Source organism: Acinetobacter sp. 742879, assembly GCF_000588535.1.
In the GTDB taxonomy this organism is placed as follows: domain Bacteria; phylum Pseudomonadota; class Gammaproteobacteria; order Pseudomonadales; family Moraxellaceae; genus Acinetobacter; species Acinetobacter pittii.
The window spans coordinates 17,462-39,187 of sequence record NZ_JFYC01000023.1 but is presented as its reverse complement, the minus strand read 5'-3'; the positions used below and the strand labels follow the sequence as shown (position 1 = coordinate 39,187).

The following is a 21,726-nucleotide window of genomic DNA, read 5'->3' as shown; positions in this document are numbered from 1 at the left end:
CGGGAGCACGAGCATGAATAACTGGAATTTTCAGGAACTAAAAGAAACTCCGTCTCAAACAGGTGGACCTTACGTTCACATTGGGCTATTGCCACAACAAGCAAATATTGAAGTGTTTGAAAACAACTTTAATAACCAGTTAGTACAAGATCAGACCAAAGGTGAGCGTATTCGTCTTGAAGGCCAAGTGTTTGACGGATTGGGTTTACCGTTACGTGATGTGCTGATCGAGATTTGGCAGGCCGATGCTAACGGTATTTATCCAAGTCAGGCAGATACGCGTGAGCAAAAAGCTGATCCTGCATTTCAAGGTTGGGGCCGTACAGGTGCAGACTTTGAAACGGGTGTTTGGAGCTTTAATACAATTAAGCCGGGCGCGACAGCAGGCCGTAAAGGTTCAACTCAAGCACCTCATATTGCATTAGTCATTTTCGCTCGCGGTATTAACTTGGGTCTTCATACACGAGTTTATTTTGACGATGAAGCAGAGGCAAATGCCAACGACCCGATTCTAAATAGCATTGAATGGGCACCACGTCGCCAAACACTTATTGCGAAACGTTTTGAAGAAAATGGTGAAGTTGTTTACCGCTTTGATATTCGCATTCAAGGCGATGACGAAACTGTATTTTTTGATATTTAAGAAACACTTAAGGCTACACCTGATTATTCAAGGATGCGTGTAGCCTTTTTAAGGATGAATGATATGAACATGAAAACATTATTAAGCCTAAGTTTGCTTGCACTCCCATTTTTTACAGCACAGGTGAATGCTGAACCTGTTGCTTTAGCTCCTCAAACACAACCTGTCGCTACAGCCGTTAAAACGATTGTTCCGATTACCGCAAAAACCAAAGAACAAGCTTTGGCACAAGCTCAGATCATTGCAAATACAGCAGATGCTGATTTGGCAGAGTTTCGTATCGATTTACTCAGTTTTGCGAGTGATACAAAACAAGTGATTGTTTTGGGGCATGAGTTAAAAAAGATTTTAGGCAATAAGCCAATGATCGCCACAATTCGCACCAACAACGAGGGTGGCCAGCTTGAAATTAGTGATGTGGATTATGGTAAGACTTATCAGGCTTACTTAAAGAATCCGTTCATGGATTGGTTAGATGTTGAAATGTTCCGTGATCAAAAAGTAGTTTCAGAAATTGTTCAAAAAGCACATCAAAAGAAAGTGTTGATTGTGATGTCTAATCACGACTTCCAAAAAACGCCAAGCCAAGATGAAATTGAAAAACGCTTGTTAAAACAAGATCAAATGGGGGCAGATATTCTAAAAATTGCCGTAATGCCAAAATCTAAACAAGACGTTTTTACTTTAATGAATGCAACTTTAAAAGTAAGTCAGCAAACAACTAAACCTTTATTGACGATGTCAATGGGGCAACTAGGTACGATTTCTCGTGTTGCGACTGCCAACATGGGCGGAAGTTATAGCTTTGGCATGATTGGTCAGGCTTCTGCACCGGGTCAAATTGATGTGACTAAGCTCAAACAGATTTTACAAACCGTTCAACCAACAAACCCATAAATCATAAGGATATGATGAAATGAATACATTACGTTTAACTACTCTTGCATTAGGTTTGATGGTTTCAGGAATAGCTGCGGCTCAAACTTATGTGGTTGACCGTTATCAAGACGATAGCAATAAAGGCTCTTTACGCTGGGCCATTGAACAAGCCAATGCAAACCCAAGCGAAGCTAGCGACATTTTGATTCAAGCAGTAGGCAAAGCACCTTATGCGATTAAATTAAACAGCGCACTTCCTGAAATTAAAGCTCCAGTTAAAATCATTGGTACACAGTGGGATAAAACTGGTGAATACATCGCAATTGATGGTTCAAACTATATTAAAGGCGAAGGTGCAAAAGCTTGTCCTGGGGCAAACTCTGAGCAGTACGGCACCAATGTACGTACGATGACTTTACCGGGGTTGGTATTGCGTGACGTCAACAATGTCACTTTAAAAGGTTTAGACATTCATCGCTTCTGTATTGGGGTATTGATTAACCGTTCAAGCAATAACCTCATCCAACACAATCGTATTAGTAATAACTACGGCGGTGCTGGTGTCATGCTCACTGGTGATGATGGTCAAGGTAACCCAACCGCAACCACCACCAATAACAACAAAGTTTTAGACAATATTTTCCAAGATAATGGTGATGGTCTAGAGCTGACACGTGGTGCTGCGTTTAACTTAATTGCGAATAACCATTTTGTTTCAACCAAAGCAAACCCAGAACCATCACAAGGTATTGAAATTTTGTGGGGTAATGATAATGCGGTAGTTGGTAATAAATTCGAAAACTATTCAGATGGCTTACAGATCAACTGGGGTAAGCGTAACTATATTGCCTACAACGAAATGACCAATAACTCGATTGGTTTCAACATGACGGGTGATGGCAATATTCTTGATAGCAATAAAGTACATGGTAATCGTATTGGTGTAGCCATCCGCTCTGAAAAAGATGCAAATGCAAAAATTACATTGACTAAAAACCTGATTTGGGACAATGGTAAAGATATTAAACGTTGCGAAGCTGGCGGTTCATGCGTACCAGATCAGCGTTTGGGTGCAATTGTATTTGCTGTGCCTGCACTTGAGCATGCCGGATTTGTAGGTTCTCGTGGTGGTGGTGTGGTTGTTGACCCATCTAAACAACAAAAAACATGTACTCAGCCAAATGAACAAGGCTGTAATGCTCAACCTAATCAGGGTATTAAAGCTCCTAAATTAACTGCAAATAAAGGTTCAGTTGCTGTAGAAGTCAATGGCTTGCCAAATCAACGCTATCAAGTTGAATTTTTTGGTAATCAAAATGCGTCATCAAAAGAAGCTGAGCAATATTTAGGAGCAATAACTGTTGCTACAGATGCACAAGGGATCGCAAAAGCGAATTGGAAGCCGTCTGTAAAAGTTGCCTCAATTACAGCGAATATTACTGATCGTTTTGGCGCAACATCTGAGCTTGGTTTTACAAGTGTTAAATAACAATAAGGAAAGCGCCTCATATGAGGCGCAGCATAGAAATATAGAAATGATAAAAGGGACTTGAAATGCCAAATTTAATGAAACTGAGTGTTTTAACGCTCGCTGTATTAGGTAGCCAATTTGCGCTCGCGAATGAGCCTTGGTCACAAGACCGTCAATGGTTGCTAGGCGACTGGAATGGAAAACGCCAGCAATTAGAGCAGCAGGGCTATAAATTTACTGCTTCTATTATGAGCCAAAGTGCCACAAATTTAGATGGTGGTTACAACGACAGCAATACTTTTGAAAATGCTGCACAACTTTCTTTAGGTGCAAACCTCGATTTAGAAAAAATCGCTGGTTGGAAAGATACAACAGTCAATTTAGTTGTGACCAAACGTGACGGCAATGCATTAACTCTTGAGCGTATTAAAGACCCACGTTCTAGCCAATTGGGCAATGCTCAAGAAATTTATGGTCGCGGTAAAATCTGGCGTTTATCCCAAGCATGGGTGAAGAAGGGTTTCATCGATAATACTGTACAGGTCAAATTTGGCCGTATGGGAATGTCAGAGGACTTTAATAGTTCTCAATGTGAGTTTCAGAACTTATTGCTTTGTGGTGGGCAGTTAGGAAAATCAATTGGTTCAATTTGGTATAACTCACCAGTAGGTGTTTGGGCGACAAACGTTAAATATCAGTTTGCGCCTGAATGGACTTTGGGATTGGGTGTGTATGAAGTAAATCCAGACAACATTAAAACCGAATCAAATAGTGATGGTTTTAATCTGGATATGAACAATGTGAAGGGCGCCACCATCCCAGTTGAGCTGGCGTGGAAACCAAAACTTGATGCCTTTAATGGCTTGCCGGGAGAATATAAAGTAGGTGCACTGTATTCGACCGCAGAAGCCAATGATATTAAAACTGCAGGTAAAGTGCATGACGGAAAACAAAGCTTTTGGATTAATGCACAACAACAACTGACGAATAAAGGCGAAGATCCGAAACGCGGTTTATATGTAAGTTTTAATGGCGTTGTAAATGATAAGGCAACGACTTTTGTTCAAAGTACTCAACAACTTGCTCTTTGGTATAAGGGGCCATTTGATAGCCGTCCAAATGATTCGATTGGTTTTGGTATAGCCAATTATGTAGTTAATGACCGTGCTAAAGATAAACAGATCGCAACAAATGAAAGTCGTGGATATTACAGCTATGATCCGATTGCATCTGACTATATTCCAATACAAGACGACGAGCTAAATGTCGAGTTGAACTATACCTATCAATGGTCTCCGGCCGTCATGTTACGTCCAAACATTCAATATATTCATCAACCTGCTGGTGTAAAAGAGGTTGATGATGCTTGGGTGGCTGGTCTTAGTGTGAAAGTCAATTTTTAACAATATTGATGGCTGGTTAGACATAGTTTAACTGGCCCAAATGCTTGAACTATTCGGGTTCAGTATATGTGGAGTAGGATCTATGTCTGAGTCAGATTCTAAGTTTCATATCTTATTCAAAATATGGTGTTTTATATTAGGTCTAGTTTTATTGGCTACTGGTGTTTTTTACATCGTAGGTGGTGGAAAGCTAGTATCTCTTGGTGGTTCTTGGTATTTCCTTATAGCGGGATTATTTATCACCATTTCTGCAATTAGTATTTTCCGAAAAAAAGCGCTGGGTGTCTGGATTTTTGCGGCTATTTTTGTTGGTACCGTAATTTGGTCATTTGTTGATGCTGGATGGGAATTTTGGCCGTTATTTTCGCGCTTAATGTTTCCTGCTGGTCTTTTTGCTGCCTTGCTATTTACTTTACCTTCAATCCGACGTTACCAATTTCAAACGAGCTTGGCATCTTCATCCTATGCGGTAGGTGGATTAGTTGTTGTAGGTATGTTGATTGCGCTCTATCAAATGTTCCAACCGCATCCAACAGTGGCAAGTTCAGGTGAAAAACTACCTTTAGTACCAGTTGATCCTGCAAAAAAACAGGTAAATTGGGAAAATTATGGTAATGATGCAGGTGGTAGCCGCTTTGTTGCTCTCGATCAAATTAACCGAGATAACGTTCATAAATTAAAAGAAGCTTGGCGCTTTAGAACGGGCGACTTTACAACGGGTAGCGGTAATGGGGCTGAAGACCAAATGACTCCGCTACAAGTGGGAAATAAAGTGTTTTTATGTACACCACATAACAACATTTTTGCGATAGATGCCGACTCAGGCAAACAACTCTGGAAAGCTGAGGTGAACTCTACAGCCGATGCTTGGGAACGTTGCCGTGGTGTTGCATACTTTGATTCAACAAAACCGCTTGTACAACCAACTTTAGCTGGTGCAAATGCAGTAACTGCAGTTGCAACCAATACAGCATGTCCACGTCGTGTATATACCAATACACCTGATGGTCGTTTAATTGCAGTAAATGCAGATAACGGTCAGCGCTGTGCTGATTTTGGTATAAATGGAACGGTTGATTTGCTAGAAGGTCTTGGAGCTGGAACAAAAGCTCCACGTTTTGAAGTGACTTCTGCACCGACTATTGCTGGAACAACCCTTGTGGTGGGTAGCCGTATTGCCGACAACGTGGCCGCAGATATGCCGGGTGGTGTTATCCGTGGTTATGACGTGATTACGGGTAAACTTCGCTGGGCATTTGACCCCCGTAATCCAAATCCTAACTATGTTCTTAAACCGGGTGAAACCTATAAACGTAGTTCGGCAAACTCATGGGCTGCAATGTCATATGATCCACAAATGAATACGGTGTTCTTACCTATGGGCAGTTCATCTGTCGACATTTGGGGTGGTAACCGTAATCCATTAGATCACAAATACAATACTTCTGTGTTAGCACTTGATGCGACAACAGGTAAAGAGAAGTGGGTATATCAAACTGTTCATAACGATTTATGGGACTTTGACTTACCAATGCAACCGAGTCTAGTCGACTTCCCGTTAAAAGATGGTACGACTAAACCAGCTGTTGTCATTGGAACCAAATCAGGCCAATTCTTTGTTCTTGACCGTGTAACGGGTAAACCACTGACTAAAGTGATTGAACAGCCAGTTAACCCTGCCAATATTCCAGGTGAACAATACAGTGCAACTCAACCTCGTTCAGTTGAAATGCCTCAAATTGGTAATCAGACTTTAACTGAGTCAGATATGTGGGGTGCAACGCCGTTCGATCAACTGATGTGTCGTATTAACTTCAAGTCAATGCGTTACGAAGGCCTATTTACTGCACCGGGTACTGATGTTTCATTAAGCTTTCCAGGTTCGTTGGGTGGTATGAACTGGGGTAGCATCGCTTTTGACCCGACTCATCGTTATATGTTCGTGAACGATATGCGCCTTGGCTTATGGATTCAATTGATGGAGCAAACTCCTGAAGATATTAAGATTCAGGCCAATGGTGGAGAGAAAGTAAACACAGGTATGGGAGCTGTACCAATGAAAGGTACACCATATAAAGTGAATAAAAACCGCTTTATGTCGGCTCTAAGTATTCCTTGTCAAAAACCACCATTTGGCACCATGACTGCAATTGACATGAAAACTCGTCAAGTTGCATGGCAAGTACCATTAGGTACAGTGGAAGATACTGGGCCGATGGGTATTAAGATGGGCTTAAAGGCACCGATTGGTATGCCAACAATTGGCGGGCCGATGGCAACTCAAGGTGGCTTGGTTTTCTTTGCTGCAACACAAGATTACTACTTACGTGCATTTGATTCATCTACAGGTAAGGAACTGTGGAAATCACGCATGCCAGTAGGTAGCCAAGGAACACCAATAAGCTATGTTTCACCTAAAACAGGTAAACAGTATGTGGTTGTTACCGCAGGTGGAGCACGTCAATCACCTGATCATGGTGATTATGTGATCGCTTATAGCTTAGAACAATAATTAAGAAAGGCAAAAGAGAGTGTTTCTCTTTTGCCTTATCCTTTAATATATTTTTTATATAAAAGAGTAAAAGTAAATTCTATATTTTTAACTAGATAGCTTTACCAAATAGTAAAAAAGTGCTTGATGTTGTTGCTAAACTTGAAATAGTCTTATGGTCAATTCAGCCTGAACGCTAGATATAGCTTAACTATTGACCAGTTCCTTAGGATGTTTTACCTATAAATAAAACCTTAACTTTTATTAAGTTTTGTTTAACTTAACATTGTGAATTTTAATTAAAAATAAACATTATTAAGTTTTAAACCTTAAAAATAAGGTGTTTTTTGTTGGAAAAACGAGCTTAAATATATACTTATATTATATTTATATAATTTATTGGGTTGCGCTAGAATGGTCGACGCAGATTATTACTATCCAGTAATAATTTGTATTTCAGGAATTTAAGCTTTTATGGCTTAAGGCTCATCGAAAGATGGGCCTTTTTTTATGGGTGAAAGAAAATGTTTTTATCTTGCTCAATAGCCTAAGCAAAATTAAAAGTTAAATAATGAATAAAATCACAAAAAATAGTCTTTAATGACAAGAAGTGTATGATTTGATAAATTAAAGCCACTTGATAATAATAGGTGATGTAATGAGATTTTTGGTTCTTGCAACTTTATCTGGTTTAGCTTTGATGGGTTGTGCTTCTGTTCAGCAAGCACCGAATACACAAGAGACAATTCGCTATGCTTCTAGCCCATGTTTTGGCGCATGTCCGATTTATTCTGTAGAAGTAACACCTACAGGTTTAATTCGCTTTGAAGGTAAACAATACACTAAAGCTATAGGTGTTAAAGAAATTCAAGGTAGCGTTAAAGATTATAAAAAACTTGCAGATGATCTAAAAACTTATCGCCCTGAAACAGGTACACAATCAAAAACTGCGGGTTGCCAGCAAACAGCGACCGACATGTCTAGCTATTACATTACTTGGATTCAACCTAATGGCACAGAAACTAAATTAAGCCATTACACAGGTTGTATCTCTCCAGCAAATAATAGATTGAATAAGGTTATGGAAAAGTTACCTGAACAATTAGGCATTAAAGATCTAATTTAATGATAAAAGCCCCAAAATCTTGGGGCTTTTTCTTGTTAAGAGGAATTATACATTTAAGAGTTTTATTTTAAGTATTTCTAAAAGAATCAGCGTATAATACAAATTATAAAAACATATATTGTTAAGAGTGGTTATATGTCAAATATTGTCTATGCCTTTTTTGGTGGTTTATTACTAGGCATCGCAACAGTTGGATATTTATATATAAATGGCCGTATAGCCGGAATCAGTGGTTTGCTTGCTCAAGTCATCAATCCTACTAAAGACACTTTTAAGAGTTCGGCATTCTGGTTTATTGCGGGCCTTGTGATTACACCTTTCATATATGGTTACTTTTATCAGCCTGAAATTGAAATTAAAGCTAATACATTTGCACTTATTCTAGCAGGTGTACTTGTAGGCTTTGGAACACGGTTAGGGTCGGGTTGTACAAGTGGCCATGGTATTTGTGGTATGAGCAGGTTATCAAAACGCTCGATGATAGCGACAGCAGTTTTTATGTTTGCTGGCATGTTAACGGTTTATATCATTCGTCATGTGATGGGGTAACCCTATGAAAAACATTTTTGCTTTTTTATTTGGTAGCTTATTTTCATTAGGTTTGATGATTTCTGGTATGTCTAATCCAGAAAAAGTATTAGGTTTTTTAGATATTTTTGGGCAGTGGGATATTAGTTTAATGTTTGTAATGTTAGGTGCTATTGCTGTGGCATTTATTCCATTTCAAAAGGCTATAAAAAGCCCTAAAACACTCTTTAATGAACAAATTCAATTACCAACGAATACACAGATTGACCAAAGGTTAATTGTGGGTGCTTTTATTTTCGGTATAGGCTGGGGAATAGCAGGTATATGTCCAGCGCCCGCTTTAACTCTGATTGGATTAGAGCATTTTGAAGCGCTTTATTTTATTGTCGCAATGTTATTAGGAATGTTTATTTACCGAATTTTAAATAAAGGAAATTAAGCCTATGCAACAACCTCTAGTAAAAGATTTTTTTGATGAAAACACCAATACTTTTAGCTATGTTGTTGCGGATTTAGTGACTCTTCAATGCGCTATTATTGATAGCGTGCTTGATTACGATGCCGCATCGGCCACTACAAAAACATCCAATGCTGATCTGATCGTCGATTATGTCTTGGCGCAAAACCTCAAAGTACAATGGATTTTAGAAACCCACGTACATGCCGACCATATGACTGCGGCTCAATATTTAAAATCTAAATTGGGCGGTACAATTGCGATTAGTCAAAAAATCTCGGTAGTACAAGAAACTTTTGCAGCTATCTATAATTTTGATTTTAAGGAATTCAATGAAAATCAGCCATTTGATTATTTGTTTGAAGATTATGAACATTTCAAAATAGGGGAGATAGAAGCCTATAACATTCCTACACCAGGGCATACGCCAGCTTGCTTAAGCTATGTGATTGCCGATGCTGTTTTTGTAGGTGATACCTTATTTATGCCCGATTATGGCTCAGCAAGATGCGACTTTCCTAAAGGAAGTGCGGCTGCACTTTATGATTCGGTCCAAAAACTTTATACACTTCCCGACAATATGCGCATGTTTTTATGCCATGACTATAAACCCGAAGGTCGTGATGAATATATCTGTCAAACAGATATTAGAACCCAAAAACAAAGCAATATTCATTTAAATCGACGAGTTTCCAAGGACTCATTCATCAAAATGCGTCAAGAACGAGATGCTACTTTGGCAATGCCAAAATTAATTTTGCCTTCAATTCAAATTAATATGAATGGTGGAAATTTTCCGGAACCTGAAGCGAATGGTATCCGCTATTTGAAAATCCCTTTCAACCACTTTTAGAAATAGCCTAAGTATTTATTTGGGATCGTTCAATCTATTCAAATAGCCTAAGCAAACAATAAAATTAATCCTATAAAATAGCCTAAGCGATATTTAAAGAACTTGTCTTAGATCCCGCGAAGTCTCTTGCAATAGAGGCAGAATATGTTGAATTAAATATTCTTCAGTTGTTTTCATAGTTGGAGAAACAATATTTAAAGCTGCAACCACTTTAAAGTCTTGCCCATAAATCGGTACGGCGAGCGCATGAACTCCTAATTCGTGTTCTTCACGCGAATAACACCAATCTTGTTCTCGAATCTCTTGTAGTAACTCTAGAAATTTATCATTTTCGACATGCGTATATTTAGTTAAACGCTGAAGAGGATATTTTTGGAGCCAGTCCAATTGTTCTTGTTGGCTTAAATGTGCCAGTAAAATTTTACCCGCAGATGTCGCATGAGCAGGTAAGCGGTTACCCAAGTGTAAGCCGTATGGATTTACACGGTCAGTTTGTTGGTGGGCCGCACTACGAGCAATGGTAATGGCTTCATAACCATCAAGTACCATCACCGAATAAATGAGAGAAGTTTGGTTAGTTAGAAGATTTAATAAAGGCTGAGATACTTTTGGAAGCTGAGCTGCACCTAAATAAGCTCCTGAAAATTTAAGAACTTTCGGAGTTAAATAGTAATAGTGACCATCTGACTCAAGATAACCTAAATATTCTAAAGTTAATAAATGACGTCTTGCTGCTGCTCGGGTAAGCCCAGTTTTTTCAGCAGCCATAGAAATGTTTAAACGATGTTGATTACTACTAAAGCTATCTAAAATCGCCATGCCTTTACCAATACCAGCAATGTAATCTTCATGACGAATCGTTTTTTTGTTGTCCTGATTCTGGATTATCCGTTCATCTTTACTCATTACTGATCCTTGTACGATAGAAGCTTAGTAGATCAATTTGCTTTACTGAAAAAGTTTAATAATTTCATGTCGCAGAAATTGATGTCTTAAATTATCCCTTAAATCTTCGTGCCAAAACATACCCATTTTAATATTGGTTATCTCAAAAGGCAGAGAATGTAAGCAAATTTCATGACTATAAGACAAATGCTGCAAAATCATTCGAGGCATGGTGAGTATTGCGTCGGCTTGGGCTCCTAAAACTTGTAACGCCGTTGAATAGTTTTGACAGCGCATAAATACATTTCTTGAAATTTTTTGGTGTTGGTTTAAATAAATATCTTCAAGTAAAGCGCCCGTACGGCGTGACGAAACGCCAATGTGTCGACCACTGATATAACTAGCTAAATCGACTTCCTTAAGTTGACTGCAAATGACAAACTCATCTGTTACCAAATGGTCAAAGGTAATTTTTGGAGATAAGTATTGTTCTAGGTCAATCACGAAATCGAGCTGTTGTGTCGCCAAGTCAGCCATAATATGTTTTCGATCGAGTTTCATACTCACAAACTGCAAATCTAAATTAAGATTTTGAAAATGTTGAGCCAGTCTTGGAAGAATAATCGGTTCAATCTCATCATGAACGGCGATTTTTAAGCTTTTTAAACTTGTTGGATCAAAGACATGTTTCTGTTGGCTAATATTTTGGATGGTTAAAAGTGCTTGCTTCACAGTTGGATAAATCTGTTCTGCAAAAGGAGTGGCAGACATTTTATTGCCTACACGTATAAATACATCATCTTCAAGTTGCTGGCGTAAACGCTGCAAAGCATGACTTGCTGCTGACTGCGTAATATTGAGACTACTTGCAGCATTCGAAATACTTTTTTGCTCATAAATCGCAATAAATAGCGGATATAAATTGATATCGATTCGGTGAAAAAAACTTAGGTCTAGACCATGTAGGTTATGAATATTATTCATGAGGTGTTATTTAATAAAATCATTTCATTCATATTAAGTTTCAAGTTATGTTGATGTAAAGACCAGATAATGATGTAAAGGAAAAAGAATGTTTGAACTCTCCAAGAAAGCTCAAGATTTTGCTGAGCGAACAAGAAAATTTATTTTAGAAGAAATAGAACCTGTCGAAGCAAAATTTTGGGAAGAGGTTCATGAGCTAAATCCAGATGGAAACTGGAAAAAATGGCAATGGCCAGACCTTTTAGAAACTCTGAAATCTAAAGCTAAAAAAGCCGGTCTTTGGAATATGTTTTTACCTGATGAAAAACTGGGTGCTGGGTTATCAGTTCAAGAGTATGCGCATATTGCTGAACTGACTGGTCGTAGTTTATTGGCGCCCACTGTTTTTAACTGTAATGCACCAGATACGGGAAATATGGAAGTGTTATGGCGCTATGGCAGTGAGCAGCAAAAACAGCAATGGTTAGAGCCTTTATTGGACGGAAAAATTCGTTCGGTTTTTTGCATGACTGAACCTGATGTTGCGTCAAGCGATGCAACCAACATGCAAGCGACTGCACTCATCGACGGTAATGAAATTGTTTTAAATGGCAAAAAATGGTGGTCGTCTGGTTTAGGTGACCCAAATGCTAAAGTCATTATTTTTATGGCACATACTCCAGATGAAACAAAAGACCGTCATCATCAACACTCTATGGTTTTAGTACCGATTGATACCGCAGGTGTCGAAATTCAACGTATGTTACCTGTGTTTGGTGACTATGATGCACCGCATGGACACGGTGAAGTTCATTTTAATAATGTTCGAGTGCCTCTCGAAAACTTTATTGGCGGAGCGGGGCAAGGTTTTGAAATTGCCCAAGGCCGTTTAGGACCAGGGCGTATTCACCATTGCATGCGTTGCATTGGGGCTGCTGAAAAAGCGCTAGAACTCATGATTGATCGTGGCATGTCTAGAACGGCGTTTGGCAAAGAAATTTTAAAACTCGGTGGAAACCTCGAACGCGTGGCTGATGCTCGAGTCGCCATAGATCAAGCCAGACTTTTAACCTTGTATGCTGCTTATAAAATGGATACTTTAGGAAATATGGCCGCTTTAACAGAAATATCTGCAATTAAAGTGGTCGCTCCGAGTGTTTTAGAAAAAGTAGTCGATATGGCAATTCAGCTACATGGCGGTGCAGGTGTTTCAAGAGATACGCCATTAACAGGTTTCTTTGCCCAAGCACGCAGTTTACGTTTAGCTGATGGTCCAGATGAAGTACATAAAGGCATGATTGCCAAATTAGAGTTGGCCAAACGTGGTTATGGTCGTCATAAGAAAGTATAAGTTTAAAGGAAGTGAATATGTCGGTAATTGATGTAGGCGGTGAAGTACGTGAAGGTGAAGAACTTGATATTGGGGCAGTTGAAAACTGGTTAAAGAACCAAGGGGTTGAGCTGGTTGGCCCAGCAGTTGTTACTCAATATACGGGCGGGGCGTCGAATTGGACTTATCGTTTAAAATATGAAAATACCGATTTAATTTTGCGACGTCCCCCAAAAGGAACAAAAGCGAAGTCAGCCCACGATATGGCCCGTGAATATATGGTGCAGAAAAATTTGGCCCCTTATTATCCAGTGCTTCCTAAAATGGTGGCACTTTGTCAGGATGAATCGGTCATTGGCTGTGATTTTTATGTCATGGAACGGATTGAAGGCATTATTCCTCGTGCAAAATTACCGCCTGAACTTGGTTTTAATGAGGAAGATGTTCATCAACTTTGTGTAAACGTTATTGATAAACTCATTGAGCTACATCAAGTTCCCTATGAGAACACGCCTTTAGCTGAACTAGGCAAAGGTGCGGGATATTGTCGTAGACAAGTTGAAGGTTGGGATAAGCGCTATGAAAAAGTCCGCACAATCAACGTTCCTTCATTTAAATATGTCCGAAAATGGCTAAACGATAATATCCCTCAAGACTCGACGACTTGTATTATTCACAATGATTGGCGTTTTGATAATGTGATTTTAGATCCAGAGCATCCAACAGATGTGATTGGGGTGTTGGATTGGGAAATGGCGACTTTGGGTGATCCATTAATGGATTTAGGTAGCGCTTTGGCTTATTGGGTTGAGCCAACGGATAATATGATTTTTAGATCAACACGCCGTCAGCCGACTCACTTAAAGGGAATGTTCTCTCGAAAAGAAGTCGTTGAATATTATTTGCAAAAAACAGGTCTGGAGCCTCAAAACTGGGCTTTTTATGAAGTGTTTGGTGTATTCCGATTAGCCGTGATTGCCCAGCAAATCTATTATCGTTATTACCATAAACAAACCCGAAACCCTGCTTTTAAAGATTTCTGGATTGTCATTCATGCGCTACATATTCGAGCTTTAAAACTTATCGCGCAGCAAAAACTGCAAGACTCAGAATTTGCTCAGCAATCTCTACAGAAAATACAGGGTATTTTAAGAAAATGACCACAATTTATCTGGTAAGACATGGTCAGGCATCATTTGGTAAAAGTAATTATGATGAGTTGTCTGAAAATGGTGAAGCTCAAGCGACTTTATTAGGCCAATATTTTAAGCAAATATTAAAAGAACAACCGTATGTGGTTGCAGGAACCATGCAGCGCCACGAGCAAACTGCGAAGCTCGCACTCAATGAATGCTTTCCAGATGCGGTGATTCATCATAATAATTTATGGAATGAGTTTAACCACCAACAGGTTTTTGCCCGTTATGAACCGCGTTTTGAACAGCCTGAACTGTTAAAAGCTGACGTAGCACAAGAACAGAATCCACGCGCATATCTTGCCAAAATATTTGAAGGTGCCATTGGGCGATGGACAGATGGTGACTTTCATCATGAATATGATGAGTCTTGGCCGCATTTTAAAAACAGAGTGGAAACGGCACTACAGCAACTTTGTGATGAGTTAGCAAAAACCAAACCTCGCTATGCAGTCGTTTTTACCTCTGGTGGTGTGATTTCTGTAGCCATTGGAAAACTGCTTGAACTCAGTCCTAATCGAACTTTTGCGTTGAATTGGGCAATCACGAATACAAGTCTCACGACTTTGCGTTTGGTTGGAAATGAAGCTCAGGTTTTAAGTTTAAATGAACATCATTTTATAAAAGCTGAGCGTCCAGATTTACTGACATGGATTTAAAATAAGGATAAAAGCATGGCAAAGACAATTTTAATTACAGGTGCAAGTTCTGGATTGGGCGCGGGTATGGCGCATGAATTTGCAGCCAAAGGCTATAACTTAGCGATTTGTGCACGCCGTTTAGACCGATTAGAGACTTTAAAAACCGAACTAGAAAATGAGTACGGTATTAAGTTGATTGCAAAAAGTCTAGACGTCACCAATTATGATCAAGTTTTTGAAGTATTTCGCGCCTTTAAACAAGAGTTTGGCTATTTAGACCGAATTATTGTAAATGCGGGAGTCGGCAATGGCCGTCGTATTGGTAAAGGTAATTTTGAAATTAACAGAGCCACAGCTGAAACAAATTTTATTTCTGCTTTAGCACAGTGTGAAGCAGCAGTTGAAATTTTTAGAGCGCAAAATGCAGGTCATTTAGTGGTGATGTCATCCATGAGTGCGATGCGTGGATTACCAAAACATTTATCGACTTATGCGGCAAGTAAAGCTGCAGTTGCTCACTTGGCCGAGGGTATTCGTGCTGAATTACTGGATACCCCAATTAAAGTCTCAACCATTTTCCCAGGTTACATTCGCACTGAAATGAATGAAGGTGCTAAACATTTACCTTTTGAAGTAGATGCAAAAACAGGATGTAAAGCTTTGGTCAAAGCGATCGAAAAGCAACCTGTAAAAGCTTATGTGCCACAGTGGCCGTGGTTACCCATGAGTATTGCCATGAAGGTTTTGCCTTTAAAGTTGGTCAATAAATTAGGATAAAAAATACCCCCTAAAATTAGGGGGTAATATTTATTTAGAACTTTTTGGTGTAATTAACAAATAAACGGTCTTCACCAAAGTCATTGCCGTGTTTTACATTGTAATCAATACGAATATATTGCAGAGCCACGCCTTTTAAGAACGGTTGCTGAAATGCATAGTTTAGAATAACGTTTGACTCGGTTTCATGGTTCTTTTCACCATTTGCTGCTTTAAAGTCATGTCCGTAAACATATTTCACCATCGCATTTAAACCGGGTACATAATCTTTAAAATCGTAGCCGTACATGACATGGTAAGACTTTTCATCTTCTTTAAAGAAGCCGGTGGCATTCCAGTTAATGAAATAGGTTTCTGGTAAGAAACCATCTGGTAATGGATAAGCCGACTCTCCCATAATTTGTTGGTACCCCAAGCCAAAGGTATGGTTTTTTAATTTAATCGTTTCAAGTAATCCAATGTTCTGCGCATCAATATCAAAAGTATTGCCGTCATCTTTTGCATTAAAGTACTTAAACTTAGAGATGAGTGCAAAACTTGGCTGTTTCCACGTATGTTCCAGCCCCACATAGTGTTTGTTGTACAGGTCTTCCAAATTACCAAAGTAATATTCGCCCTTTAAAGACGGCGTAAATTGATAGCGCAGGTCAATGTAGTTAAGGCCATCAGATTCTTTAGTAATTCCATTTGATGTGAAAGAAAACTTTTTAAAGTCTTCTTCATTTCGTGGAGATACTTTTTCAACCCGACCAATTTCGGCATAAAGCTGATCTGAAAGTTGTGACTTTAAGTTAGTTCCCCAATACGAAGTGAGTAACTGACGACTAGCATCTACGGCAGTTACAGGTAAATCTAGCCAAAGTTCACCGACACTCAAAAGAGTTTTGTCATAGCCCAGCTTTAAAGTTGCACCATATTTTAGATAGTCTGAAGCCTGAGATTGCGTTTCTTTATTAAAAGGCAAAACTGTATCCGCAACATGTTTGTCTGAACTTAAGCGCACGGCGTATTGAACGGAAGCATCAGCCCCAATCGTAATTGGTTTGTTTGCTATAACTAACGGAGTGTCATGCATTTTCGATTTATAAAATAATGACGCTGCCTGAGACCAACTACCAGTGTCTTTGAGTGCATCATTATCAAAATCACGGTTAATGTAGGCATTTTTTAAAGTGAATTTCCATTCATCTTCAGTTTGCTGATTTGGATTTGCAGCCCATGAGTTGCTGCACATCAGTAATAAAGTAGCAACAGCTAAAGTGTGTGGTTTAAAGCGGTGAAATAATTCCATAATCCATTTCCCAAGTGTAAGCCAGTCCTCGGCACTACGTAATTTTGAATATTTCGGTACTCTCTAAGCGTTTAGTTAGAGAGTACATTTTTGCAATTGGTGAGACCTATTAATTTAATTTTTCAAGCTTCATGCTTTCACTAAAGAATTTGCAGCCTTTAAAAAGTAGAATTAAAGCCAGTACACAAGACAAACCACCCACAATAGATAAAGAAGAACCCACCATTAATGGGCTACCAAAAACTTTATCTGTAATAATGGCTACCAGTGTTGTGCCAATACCGAGTCCAATTAAGTTACTCACCAAAAGGAAGAGGGCAGAAAGGCGTGCTCTAAACTGGTTTGGGGCTAACATTTGCAAAGCAGTTGCTGAAATCACTAGAGGGAAAGATGCAAAGAACATTGCAGGAATCAGTAAGCTAACTGAAAGCCAAAGCTGATCTGTTTGGGTAAAAAATGCAATTGGAATAATCAGGCCAACAATACCAATTACACCTGTGAACATCGGCGCATCTTGGCGACCTTTTTTAATAAACCAGTCATTTAGCCAGCCTGCACAAAATACGCCTAAAGTATTTGCGACTAACAGAATGGTACCAAGCATATAGCCTGTTTCAGTCGGCGCGAGTTGAAACTTACGAATATAAAATGCAGGTGTCCAGCTAGTTAGGCTATAGAGTGCCATTGCATAAAAGGTAAAACCTAAATAATGACAAGCAAATGTTTTCGAATGTTTTTTAATAAACTGAAGACATTGTGTGAATTTAACTTGGTCAACTTGTCCATTTTGGTTGAGCTGTTGGCCTTTACGTGCAGGATCTTTAACGGTCAAAATAAACAGCAAACCAATAACGATGCCGGGTAAACCCACCACTAAAAAGGCAATTTGCCATGCTTTAAGGGCCCCTAATAATGGAACTTCAATGAGTGTCACGCCTTTAAGCAGATTAATGACATAACCGCCAACTAAGAAGGCAATACCTCCACCCAAAAAAGCGCCAATTGAATAAATCCCGACAGCACGTCCTAGTTTGTCCTTACTAAACATATCGCTGAACATTGAATAAGCCGCTGGAGATAAAGCCGCTTCACCGACACCTACCGCCATACGGCTTAAGAACAGTTGAATAAAGTTTTTACTTAAACCGCAAGTTGCTGTTGCCAGACTCCAAACAATAATCCCGATTGAAATTAATTTTGGTCGTGAAAAACGATCGGCAATATAGGCTAAGGGTAAACCCATAACCGCATAAAACAGTGAGAAGGCGAGGCCATGTAATAAGCTAAATTGTGTATCTGAAAGTTGGAGATCTGCTTTGATGGGTTCAATCATCAGCGCCAGAATTTGGCGGTCAATAAATGAAAATATATATGCCAACATACAAAGTATGACCACATACCATGCATATGCATTGCTTTTCTTCTGTGTCCTTTCAACAGCGATATTACTTTGGTTCATACACTTAATCCTTATGTATAAAACGCTTAAAAAAATTGATATCTAACTTTTATTATTCCTCTAAAGTTTTCGATATTTCCCCCTTTTAGATAAGAATAATAAATAGGCTAGAAATGAGTAATTTGGTCTCGTACAGACCGGAAGAGTGCGTCTAAACCCAATTAGGAGTTAATGGGATTTTTAAGATCATGGAATTATTATTTTCTTTTTATATGTAAAATTCCATTACTTATTAAGTATGTTAGAATACCTAAAAAGTATGTTAAGTAATTATATACAGATAAATTTATGATATAAAAATTTGATTTTATTAATTTTTATTGTTTTAACGAAAGAGCAGCTAAAGAAAAAGAGATTTTTAACTGCTCTAAGAAAGCTAATTTATCATAATGAGAAATATTTAGCTGGATGGCATCAGGTCAAATAATTTCTTTAACTGGGTATTTAAAGTATGCAGCTCGTCTTCTGAAAAAGCATTCAGGATACCTGCCAAGGTGACCACACTAATCTGATTAATCTGTTCAACCAGATCAACACCTTTGGCCGTTAATTTCACCATTGAGATTCGTTCATCAGAAGTAGAAGAGTAGACCTCAACAATTCCATCTTCTACCAAGCGATATACAGCTTTTGTGGCCGTCGTTAACTTTAAAGTAGAAAGATTGGCAATGTCGGTGATACTGGCTTCCCCAAGGGCATTAGTGCTTAAAATAATTTTACGGCGTGTATTATCAATACCTAGCTTTTTTATTGATTTTTCAATCAGTTGTGAATACTTTCCATTCACTTGGGAAACCCAAAAAAAAGGGAAATTTTGAATACTCGACGGTTCTTTATTAGGAAGAAATTGTTCTAAATGATCAAGCATAGCTAAGCAATAACTTAGTGAAAAAAGGGTAATCCTATTATAAACAAAATTTTGCATATTTCCTTGAGAACAAATTATAAAAAATACTTGACAATTCCATTAAATTTTCCGATATTTTGATTAATAGATAAAAATACATGGAAAAGTGAATGAATATTGTTAGCCAAAGCGTGCACAAAGGAAGTGGTAAGCTCAAGGTCATGGTCAAGGACACAATTGATATTCAAGGTCTAAAAACCATTGCTGGCAGTCGAGCTTTATTAAATGTTGAACCTGCTCAAGATGATGCCGAGGTTATTAAAAACATCTTGAAAGCTGACTGCGAAATTATTGGCAAGACAAATTTGCACGAATTGGCTTTCGGTATTACAGGCATTAACCATGCTTTTGGTACACCTATTAACCCTAAATATCCTGAACTTATTCCAGGTGGCTCTTCGAGTGGTTCGGCCGCAGCCGTCGCTGCAAAACAAGCTGACTTTACTTTAGGCACAGACACTGGCGGCTCTATTCGTATGCCCGCTGCGTGCTGCGGAGTTTTTGGTTTAAAACCGACTTTTGGCCGTGTTAGCAGAAAAGGCGTATATCCGCCGTCAAGTTCTTTAGATTGCGTTGGTCCTTTTGCAAATTCAGTCGAGATGATTGAAAAGGCCATGCAAATTATTGATCCAACTTTCAAGCCTTCTGCATGTACTAGCGCACCAAAAATTGCTGTTTTAGATGTAAAAGCAGATGAGATTATTGGGAATTGTATTTATCAAGCATTTCAAAAAGCGAATTTAGAGATCGTTTTAGAAAAAGTTGAACATTTTGAAGCGGCTTATGATGCAGGCATGCAGATTATTAATTATGAAAATTGGCAAGCTTTTGGTGAATTAACTCAAACGGGCTTAATTGGTTCTGATGTAAATGGTCGTTTATTAAAAGCTGCCGCAACAACTTTAGAGCAAGTGAAACAAGCAGAAGTTGTGAGAGCACAGCTGACCCAAGAACTCGATGCTTTATTAGAAAAATATGATGCATTGGTTCTACCGACACTTCCACAAATTCCACCAAAAGTTTCTGAAGCTGAAAACACGGTCGCTTTTTTGAATCTTACAGCTTTAGTTCGACCATTTAATTTATCAGGACATCCTGTCATTTCAGTGCCACTTGAAACCAGTGAAGGTTTACCTGTGGGCTTACAGATCGTATCAAAGCATCAAAAAGATGAGCAATTATGCGCTATAGCTAAATTTTGTGTTGATGCAATGCAATAAATTACAAGGAGTTAGATGATGAATAAGTTGTCTAAAATGGAGTTTGCTTCTCAAGACAAAGCAGTTGACTTAGACGCTTTGTGCCAAGAAATTCGTGAGCGTGCCTGTACAGGTGAGTTTGATAATCAGGCCTACGTGAGCCAAGACATTATCGAAAAACTTAAGCAGATTGGTGTTTACCGTGCATTAGTTCCTAAACGTTTTGGTGGCGAAGAATGGTCACCACGGCAGTTTTGCGAATTGATCGAGACTTTATCTAAAGCTGATGGTTCAGTCGGTTGGGTGGCAAGTTTCGGCATGAGCCCTGCTTATTTAGGAAGTTTGCCTGAAGAAACACTGAAAGAATTGTACCAAAACGGGCCAGATGTGGTGTTTGCTGGAGGTATTTTTCCGCCACAACCTGCTGAAATTACCGATGAAGGTGTAGTAGTTCGTGGACGTTGGAAATTTTCCAGCGGCTGTATGGGAGCGGACATTGTTGGCGTGGGGATTTCACCGCTTAAAAACAATGAAATGCAAGGCTTACCACGCATGGCAGTGATGCCTGCAAAAAAAGCCAAAATTGAAATGACTTGGGACACCGTTGGTCTAAAAGGTACGGGAAGCCATGATTTAGTCGTTGAAGACGTATTGGTTGAAAAGAAATGGACCTTTGTCCGTGGTGAACCTTCAAAACTAAGCGAACCATTTTTTAAATATCCGTCACTGTCTTTAGCGACTCAAGTATTAACCGTGGTGGGTATTGGTGTTGCAGCTGCCGCATTAGAAGAATTTGAAAAACTGGCGCCGGGTAAAGCATCAATTACAGGTGGGTCAGAAATTGCCAACCGCCCAGTGACTCAATATGAGTTCGCTCAAGCTGATGCTGAGTTTCAGGCTGCAAAGTCTTGGTTTTATCAAACCATGGATATTGTTTGGAATGAAATTGTTGCTGGTCGTGAAGCAACTGCTGAACAAATTAGCGATATGCGTTTGGCATGTACCCATGCAGCGCGAGTTTGCGCCAAAGTGACCCGAAAAATGCAAATGCTCGCAGGCATGACAGCAATTTATACCAACAATCCATTTAGCCGTTTTGTGAATGACACCAACGTGGTGACTCAGCATGCCTTTATGGGCGATGCGACTTTACAAAATGCAGGCTCAATCAGTTTCGGATTAAAGCCAACCCCAGGTTATTTATAAGTTTAATTTTTAAAAGGATAT

20 protein-coding genes are annotated in these 21,726 nt (G+C 39.0%); 15 read left to right on the top strand and 5 right to left on the bottom strand.

Translation table 11 applies throughout. The features are described 5' to 3' along the window. Window positions 1–13: 13 nt before the first annotated feature. The 9 genes from pcaG (at window position 14) to J690_RS22140 (ending at window position 9,851) form a co-directional block, all read left to right on the top strand. Window positions 14–643, top strand: coding sequence for a protocatechuate 3,4-dioxygenase subunit alpha (pcaG, locus tag J690_RS22180; RefSeq protein WP_002121089.1), 630 nt, complete (start codon window positions 14–16; stop codon window positions 641–643). A gap of 69 nt (window positions 644–712) precedes the next feature. After that, the gene (gene aroD / locus J690_RS22175) at window positions 713–1,540 is read left to right on the top strand and encodes a type I 3-dehydroquinate dehydratase (RefSeq protein WP_081405292.1); all 828 of its coding nucleotides are present in this window, start codon (window positions 713–715) and stop codon (window positions 1,538–1,540) included. Window positions 1,541–1,559: 19 nt separating this feature from the next. Next, window positions 1,560–3,011 (top strand): right-handed parallel beta-helix repeat-containing protein, encoded by a 1,452-nt coding sequence (locus J690_RS22170; protein WP_032038518.1) that lies wholly within the window; start codon window positions 1,560–1,562, stop codon window positions 3,009–3,011. 65 nt (window positions 3,012–3,076) lie between these two features. Next, window positions 3,077–4,396, top strand: a complete 1,320-nt coding sequence (locus tag J690_RS22165; RefSeq protein WP_032038517.1) for a carbohydrate porin — start codon at window positions 3,077–3,079, stop codon at window positions 4,394–4,396. Between the two features lie 82 nt (window positions 4,397–4,478). Next, on the top strand, window positions 4,479–6,908 hold the full coding sequence (locus tag J690_RS22160) for a glucose/quinate/shikimate family membrane-bound PQQ-dependent dehydrogenase (RefSeq protein ID WP_032038515.1): 2,430 nt from the start codon (window positions 4,479–4,481) through the stop codon (window positions 6,906–6,908). 646 nt (window positions 6,909–7,554) lie between these two features. Further along, complete coding sequence (locus J690_RS22155; RefSeq protein WP_014206923.1) at window positions 7,555–8,013, top strand: DUF6438 domain-containing protein; 459 nt, start codon at window positions 7,555–7,557, stop codon at window positions 8,011–8,013. A gap of 135 nt (window positions 8,014–8,148) precedes the next feature. Further along, on the top strand, window positions 8,149–8,562 hold the full coding sequence (locus tag J690_RS22150) for a YeeE/YedE family protein (protein ID WP_005069081.1): 414 nt from the start codon (window positions 8,149–8,151) through the stop codon (window positions 8,560–8,562). Between the two features lie 4 nt (window positions 8,563–8,566). Continuing rightward, window positions 8,567–8,980, top strand: coding sequence for a DUF6691 family protein (locus J690_RS22145; protein ID WP_032038511.1), 414 nt, complete (start codon window positions 8,567–8,569; stop codon window positions 8,978–8,980). 4 nt (window positions 8,981–8,984) lie between these two features. After that, complete coding sequence (locus tag J690_RS22140) at window positions 8,985–9,851, top strand: MBL fold metallo-hydrolase (RefSeq protein WP_032038509.1); 867 nt, start codon at window positions 8,985–8,987, stop codon at window positions 9,849–9,851. A gap of 93 nt (window positions 9,852–9,944) precedes the next feature. On the opposite strand, the gene pcaU is transcribed toward J690_RS22140, so the two are convergent. Beyond that, window positions 9,945–10,757 carry an IclR family transcriptional regulator PcaU gene (gene pcaU / locus J690_RS22135; protein WP_032038506.1) on the bottom strand — a complete coding sequence of 271 codons (813 nt, stop codon included), beginning with the start codon at window positions 10,755–10,757 and terminating at the stop codon, window positions 9,945–9,947. A gap of 42 nt (window positions 10,758–10,799) precedes the next feature. After that, the gene (locus J690_RS22130) at window positions 10,800–11,720 is read right to left on the bottom strand and encodes a LysR family transcriptional regulator (RefSeq protein ID WP_002121073.1); all 921 of its coding nucleotides are present in this window, start codon (window positions 11,718–11,720) and stop codon (window positions 10,800–10,802) included. An 88-nt stretch (window positions 11,721–11,808) separates the two neighbouring features. Here J690_RS22130 and J690_RS22125 point away from each other — a divergent pair, with 88 nt between their 5' ends. Genes J690_RS22125 through J690_RS22110 form a run of 4 tightly spaced genes read left to right on the top strand, consistent with a single transcriptional unit; the run spans window position 11,809 to window position 15,643 of the window. Then, window positions 11,809–13,050 (top strand): acyl-CoA dehydrogenase family protein, encoded by a 1,242-nt coding sequence (locus J690_RS22125; protein WP_032038504.1) that lies wholly within the window; start codon window positions 11,809–11,811, stop codon window positions 13,048–13,050. Window positions 13,051–13,067: 17 nt separating this feature from the next. Next, the gene (locus J690_RS22120) at window positions 13,068–14,189 is read left to right on the top strand and encodes a phosphotransferase family protein (protein ID WP_032038502.1); all 1,122 of its coding nucleotides are present in this window, start codon (window positions 13,068–13,070) and stop codon (window positions 14,187–14,189) included. Further along, window positions 14,186–14,884 carry a histidine phosphatase family protein gene (locus J690_RS22115; protein WP_032038499.1) on the top strand — a complete coding sequence of 233 codons (699 nt, stop codon included), beginning with the start codon at window positions 14,186–14,188 and terminating at the stop codon, window positions 14,882–14,884. The genes J690_RS22120 and J690_RS22115 overlap by 4 nt, the downstream gene beginning before the upstream one ends. Before the next feature lie 15 nt (window positions 14,885–14,899). Further along, the gene (locus tag J690_RS22110; protein ID WP_032038497.1) at window positions 14,900–15,643 is read left to right on the top strand and encodes an SDR family oxidoreductase; all 744 of its coding nucleotides are present in this window, start codon (window positions 14,900–14,902) and stop codon (window positions 15,641–15,643) included. A gap of 34 nt (window positions 15,644–15,677) precedes the next feature. On the opposite strand, the gene J690_RS22105 is transcribed toward J690_RS22110, so the two are convergent. The 3 genes from J690_RS22105 to J690_RS22095 all read right to left on the bottom strand — a co-directional run bounded on the left by J690_RS22105 (window position 15,678) and on the right by J690_RS22095 (window position 19,261). Further along, window positions 15,678–16,934 carry an OprD family outer membrane porin gene (locus J690_RS22105; RefSeq protein ID WP_032038495.1) on the bottom strand — a complete coding sequence of 419 codons (1,257 nt, stop codon included), beginning with the start codon at window positions 16,932–16,934 and terminating at the stop codon, window positions 15,678–15,680. A 109-nt stretch (window positions 16,935–17,043) separates the two neighbouring features. Continuing rightward, a complete protein-coding gene (locus J690_RS22100; protein ID WP_032038492.1) occupies window positions 17,044–18,393 on the bottom strand; it encodes a spinster family MFS transporter in 1,350 nt (449 codons plus the stop codon). A gap of 400 nt (window positions 18,394–18,793) precedes the next feature. Next, window positions 18,794–19,261 carry a MarR family winged helix-turn-helix transcriptional regulator gene (locus J690_RS22095; RefSeq protein ID WP_032038490.1) on the bottom strand — a complete coding sequence of 156 codons (468 nt, stop codon included), beginning with the start codon at window positions 19,259–19,261 and terminating at the stop codon, window positions 18,794–18,796. 149 nt (window positions 19,262–19,410) lie between these two features. On the opposite strand from J690_RS22095, the gene J690_RS22090 reads away from it, so the two are divergent. Both J690_RS22090 and J690_RS22085 read left to right on the top strand, forming a co-directional pair. Beyond that, a complete protein-coding gene (locus J690_RS22090) occupies window positions 19,411–20,520 on the top strand; it encodes an amidase (protein ID WP_032038488.1) in 1,110 nt (369 codons plus the stop codon). A gap of 36 nt (window positions 20,521–20,556) precedes the next feature. Next, entirely contained in the window at window positions 20,557–21,705 is a 1,149-nt protein-coding gene (locus J690_RS22085) for an acyl-CoA dehydrogenase family protein (RefSeq protein WP_081405291.1), read from the top strand. Window positions 21,706–21,726: the final 21 nt, after the last annotated feature.

Bases quoted from the DNA above. Each gene is read 5' to 3' on its own strand.
- pcaG (WP_002121089.1), top strand. From the start codon at position 14: ATGAATAACTGGAATTTTCAGGAACTAAAAGAAACTCCGTCTCAAACA.
- aroD (WP_081405292.1), top strand. From the start codon at position 713: ATGAAAACATTATTAAGCCTAAGTTTGCTTGCACTCCCATTTTTTACA.
- J690_RS22170 (WP_032038518.1), top strand. From the start codon at position 1,560: ATGAATACATTACGTTTAACTACTCTTGCATTAGGTTTGATGGTTTCA.
- J690_RS22165 (WP_032038517.1), top strand. From the start codon at position 3,077: ATGCCAAATTTAATGAAACTGAGTGTTTTAACGCTCGCTGTATTAGGT.
- J690_RS22160 (WP_032038515.1), top strand. From the start codon at position 4,479: ATGTCTGAGTCAGATTCTAAGTTTCATATCTTATTCAAAATATGGTGT.
- J690_RS22150 (WP_005069081.1), top strand. From the start codon at position 8,149: ATGTCAAATATTGTCTATGCCTTTTTTGGTGGTTTATTACTAGGCATC.
- J690_RS22145 (WP_032038511.1), top strand. From the start codon at position 8,567: ATGAAAAACATTTTTGCTTTTTTATTTGGTAGCTTATTTTCATTAGGT.
- J690_RS22140 (WP_032038509.1), top strand. From the start codon at position 8,985: ATGCAACAACCTCTAGTAAAAGATTTTTTTGATGAAAACACCAATACT.
- pcaU (WP_032038506.1), bottom strand. From the start codon at position 10,757: ATGAGTAAAGATGAACGGATAATCCAGAATCAGGACAACAAAAAAACG.
- J690_RS22130 (WP_002121073.1), bottom strand. From the start codon at position 11,720: ATGAATAATATTCATAACCTACATGGTCTAGACCTAAGTTTTTTTCAC.
- J690_RS22125 (WP_032038504.1), top strand. From the start codon at position 11,809: ATGTTTGAACTCTCCAAGAAAGCTCAAGATTTTGCTGAGCGAACAAGA.
- J690_RS22120 (WP_032038502.1), top strand. From the start codon at position 13,068: ATGTCGGTAATTGATGTAGGCGGTGAAGTACGTGAAGGTGAAGAACTT.
- J690_RS22115 (WP_032038499.1), top strand. From the start codon at position 14,186: ATGACCACAATTTATCTGGTAAGACATGGTCAGGCATCATTTGGTAAA.
- J690_RS22110 (WP_032038497.1), top strand. From the start codon at position 14,900: ATGGCAAAGACAATTTTAATTACAGGTGCAAGTTCTGGATTGGGCGCG.
- J690_RS22105 (WP_032038495.1), bottom strand. From the start codon at position 16,934: ATGGAATTATTTCACCGCTTTAAACCACACACTTTAGCTGTTGCTACT.
- J690_RS22100 (WP_032038492.1), bottom strand. From the start codon at position 18,393: ATGAACCAAAGTAATATCGCTGTTGAAAGGACACAGAAGAAAAGCAAT.
- J690_RS22095 (WP_032038490.1), bottom strand. From the start codon at position 19,261: ATGCTTGATCATTTAGAACAATTTCTTCCTAATAAAGAACCGTCGAGT.
- J690_RS22090 (WP_032038488.1), top strand. From the start codon at position 19,411: ATGAATATTGTTAGCCAAAGCGTGCACAAAGGAAGTGGTAAGCTCAAG.
- J690_RS22085 (WP_081405291.1), top strand. From the start codon at position 20,557: ATGGAGTTTGCTTCTCAAGACAAAGCAGTTGACTTAGACGCTTTGTGC.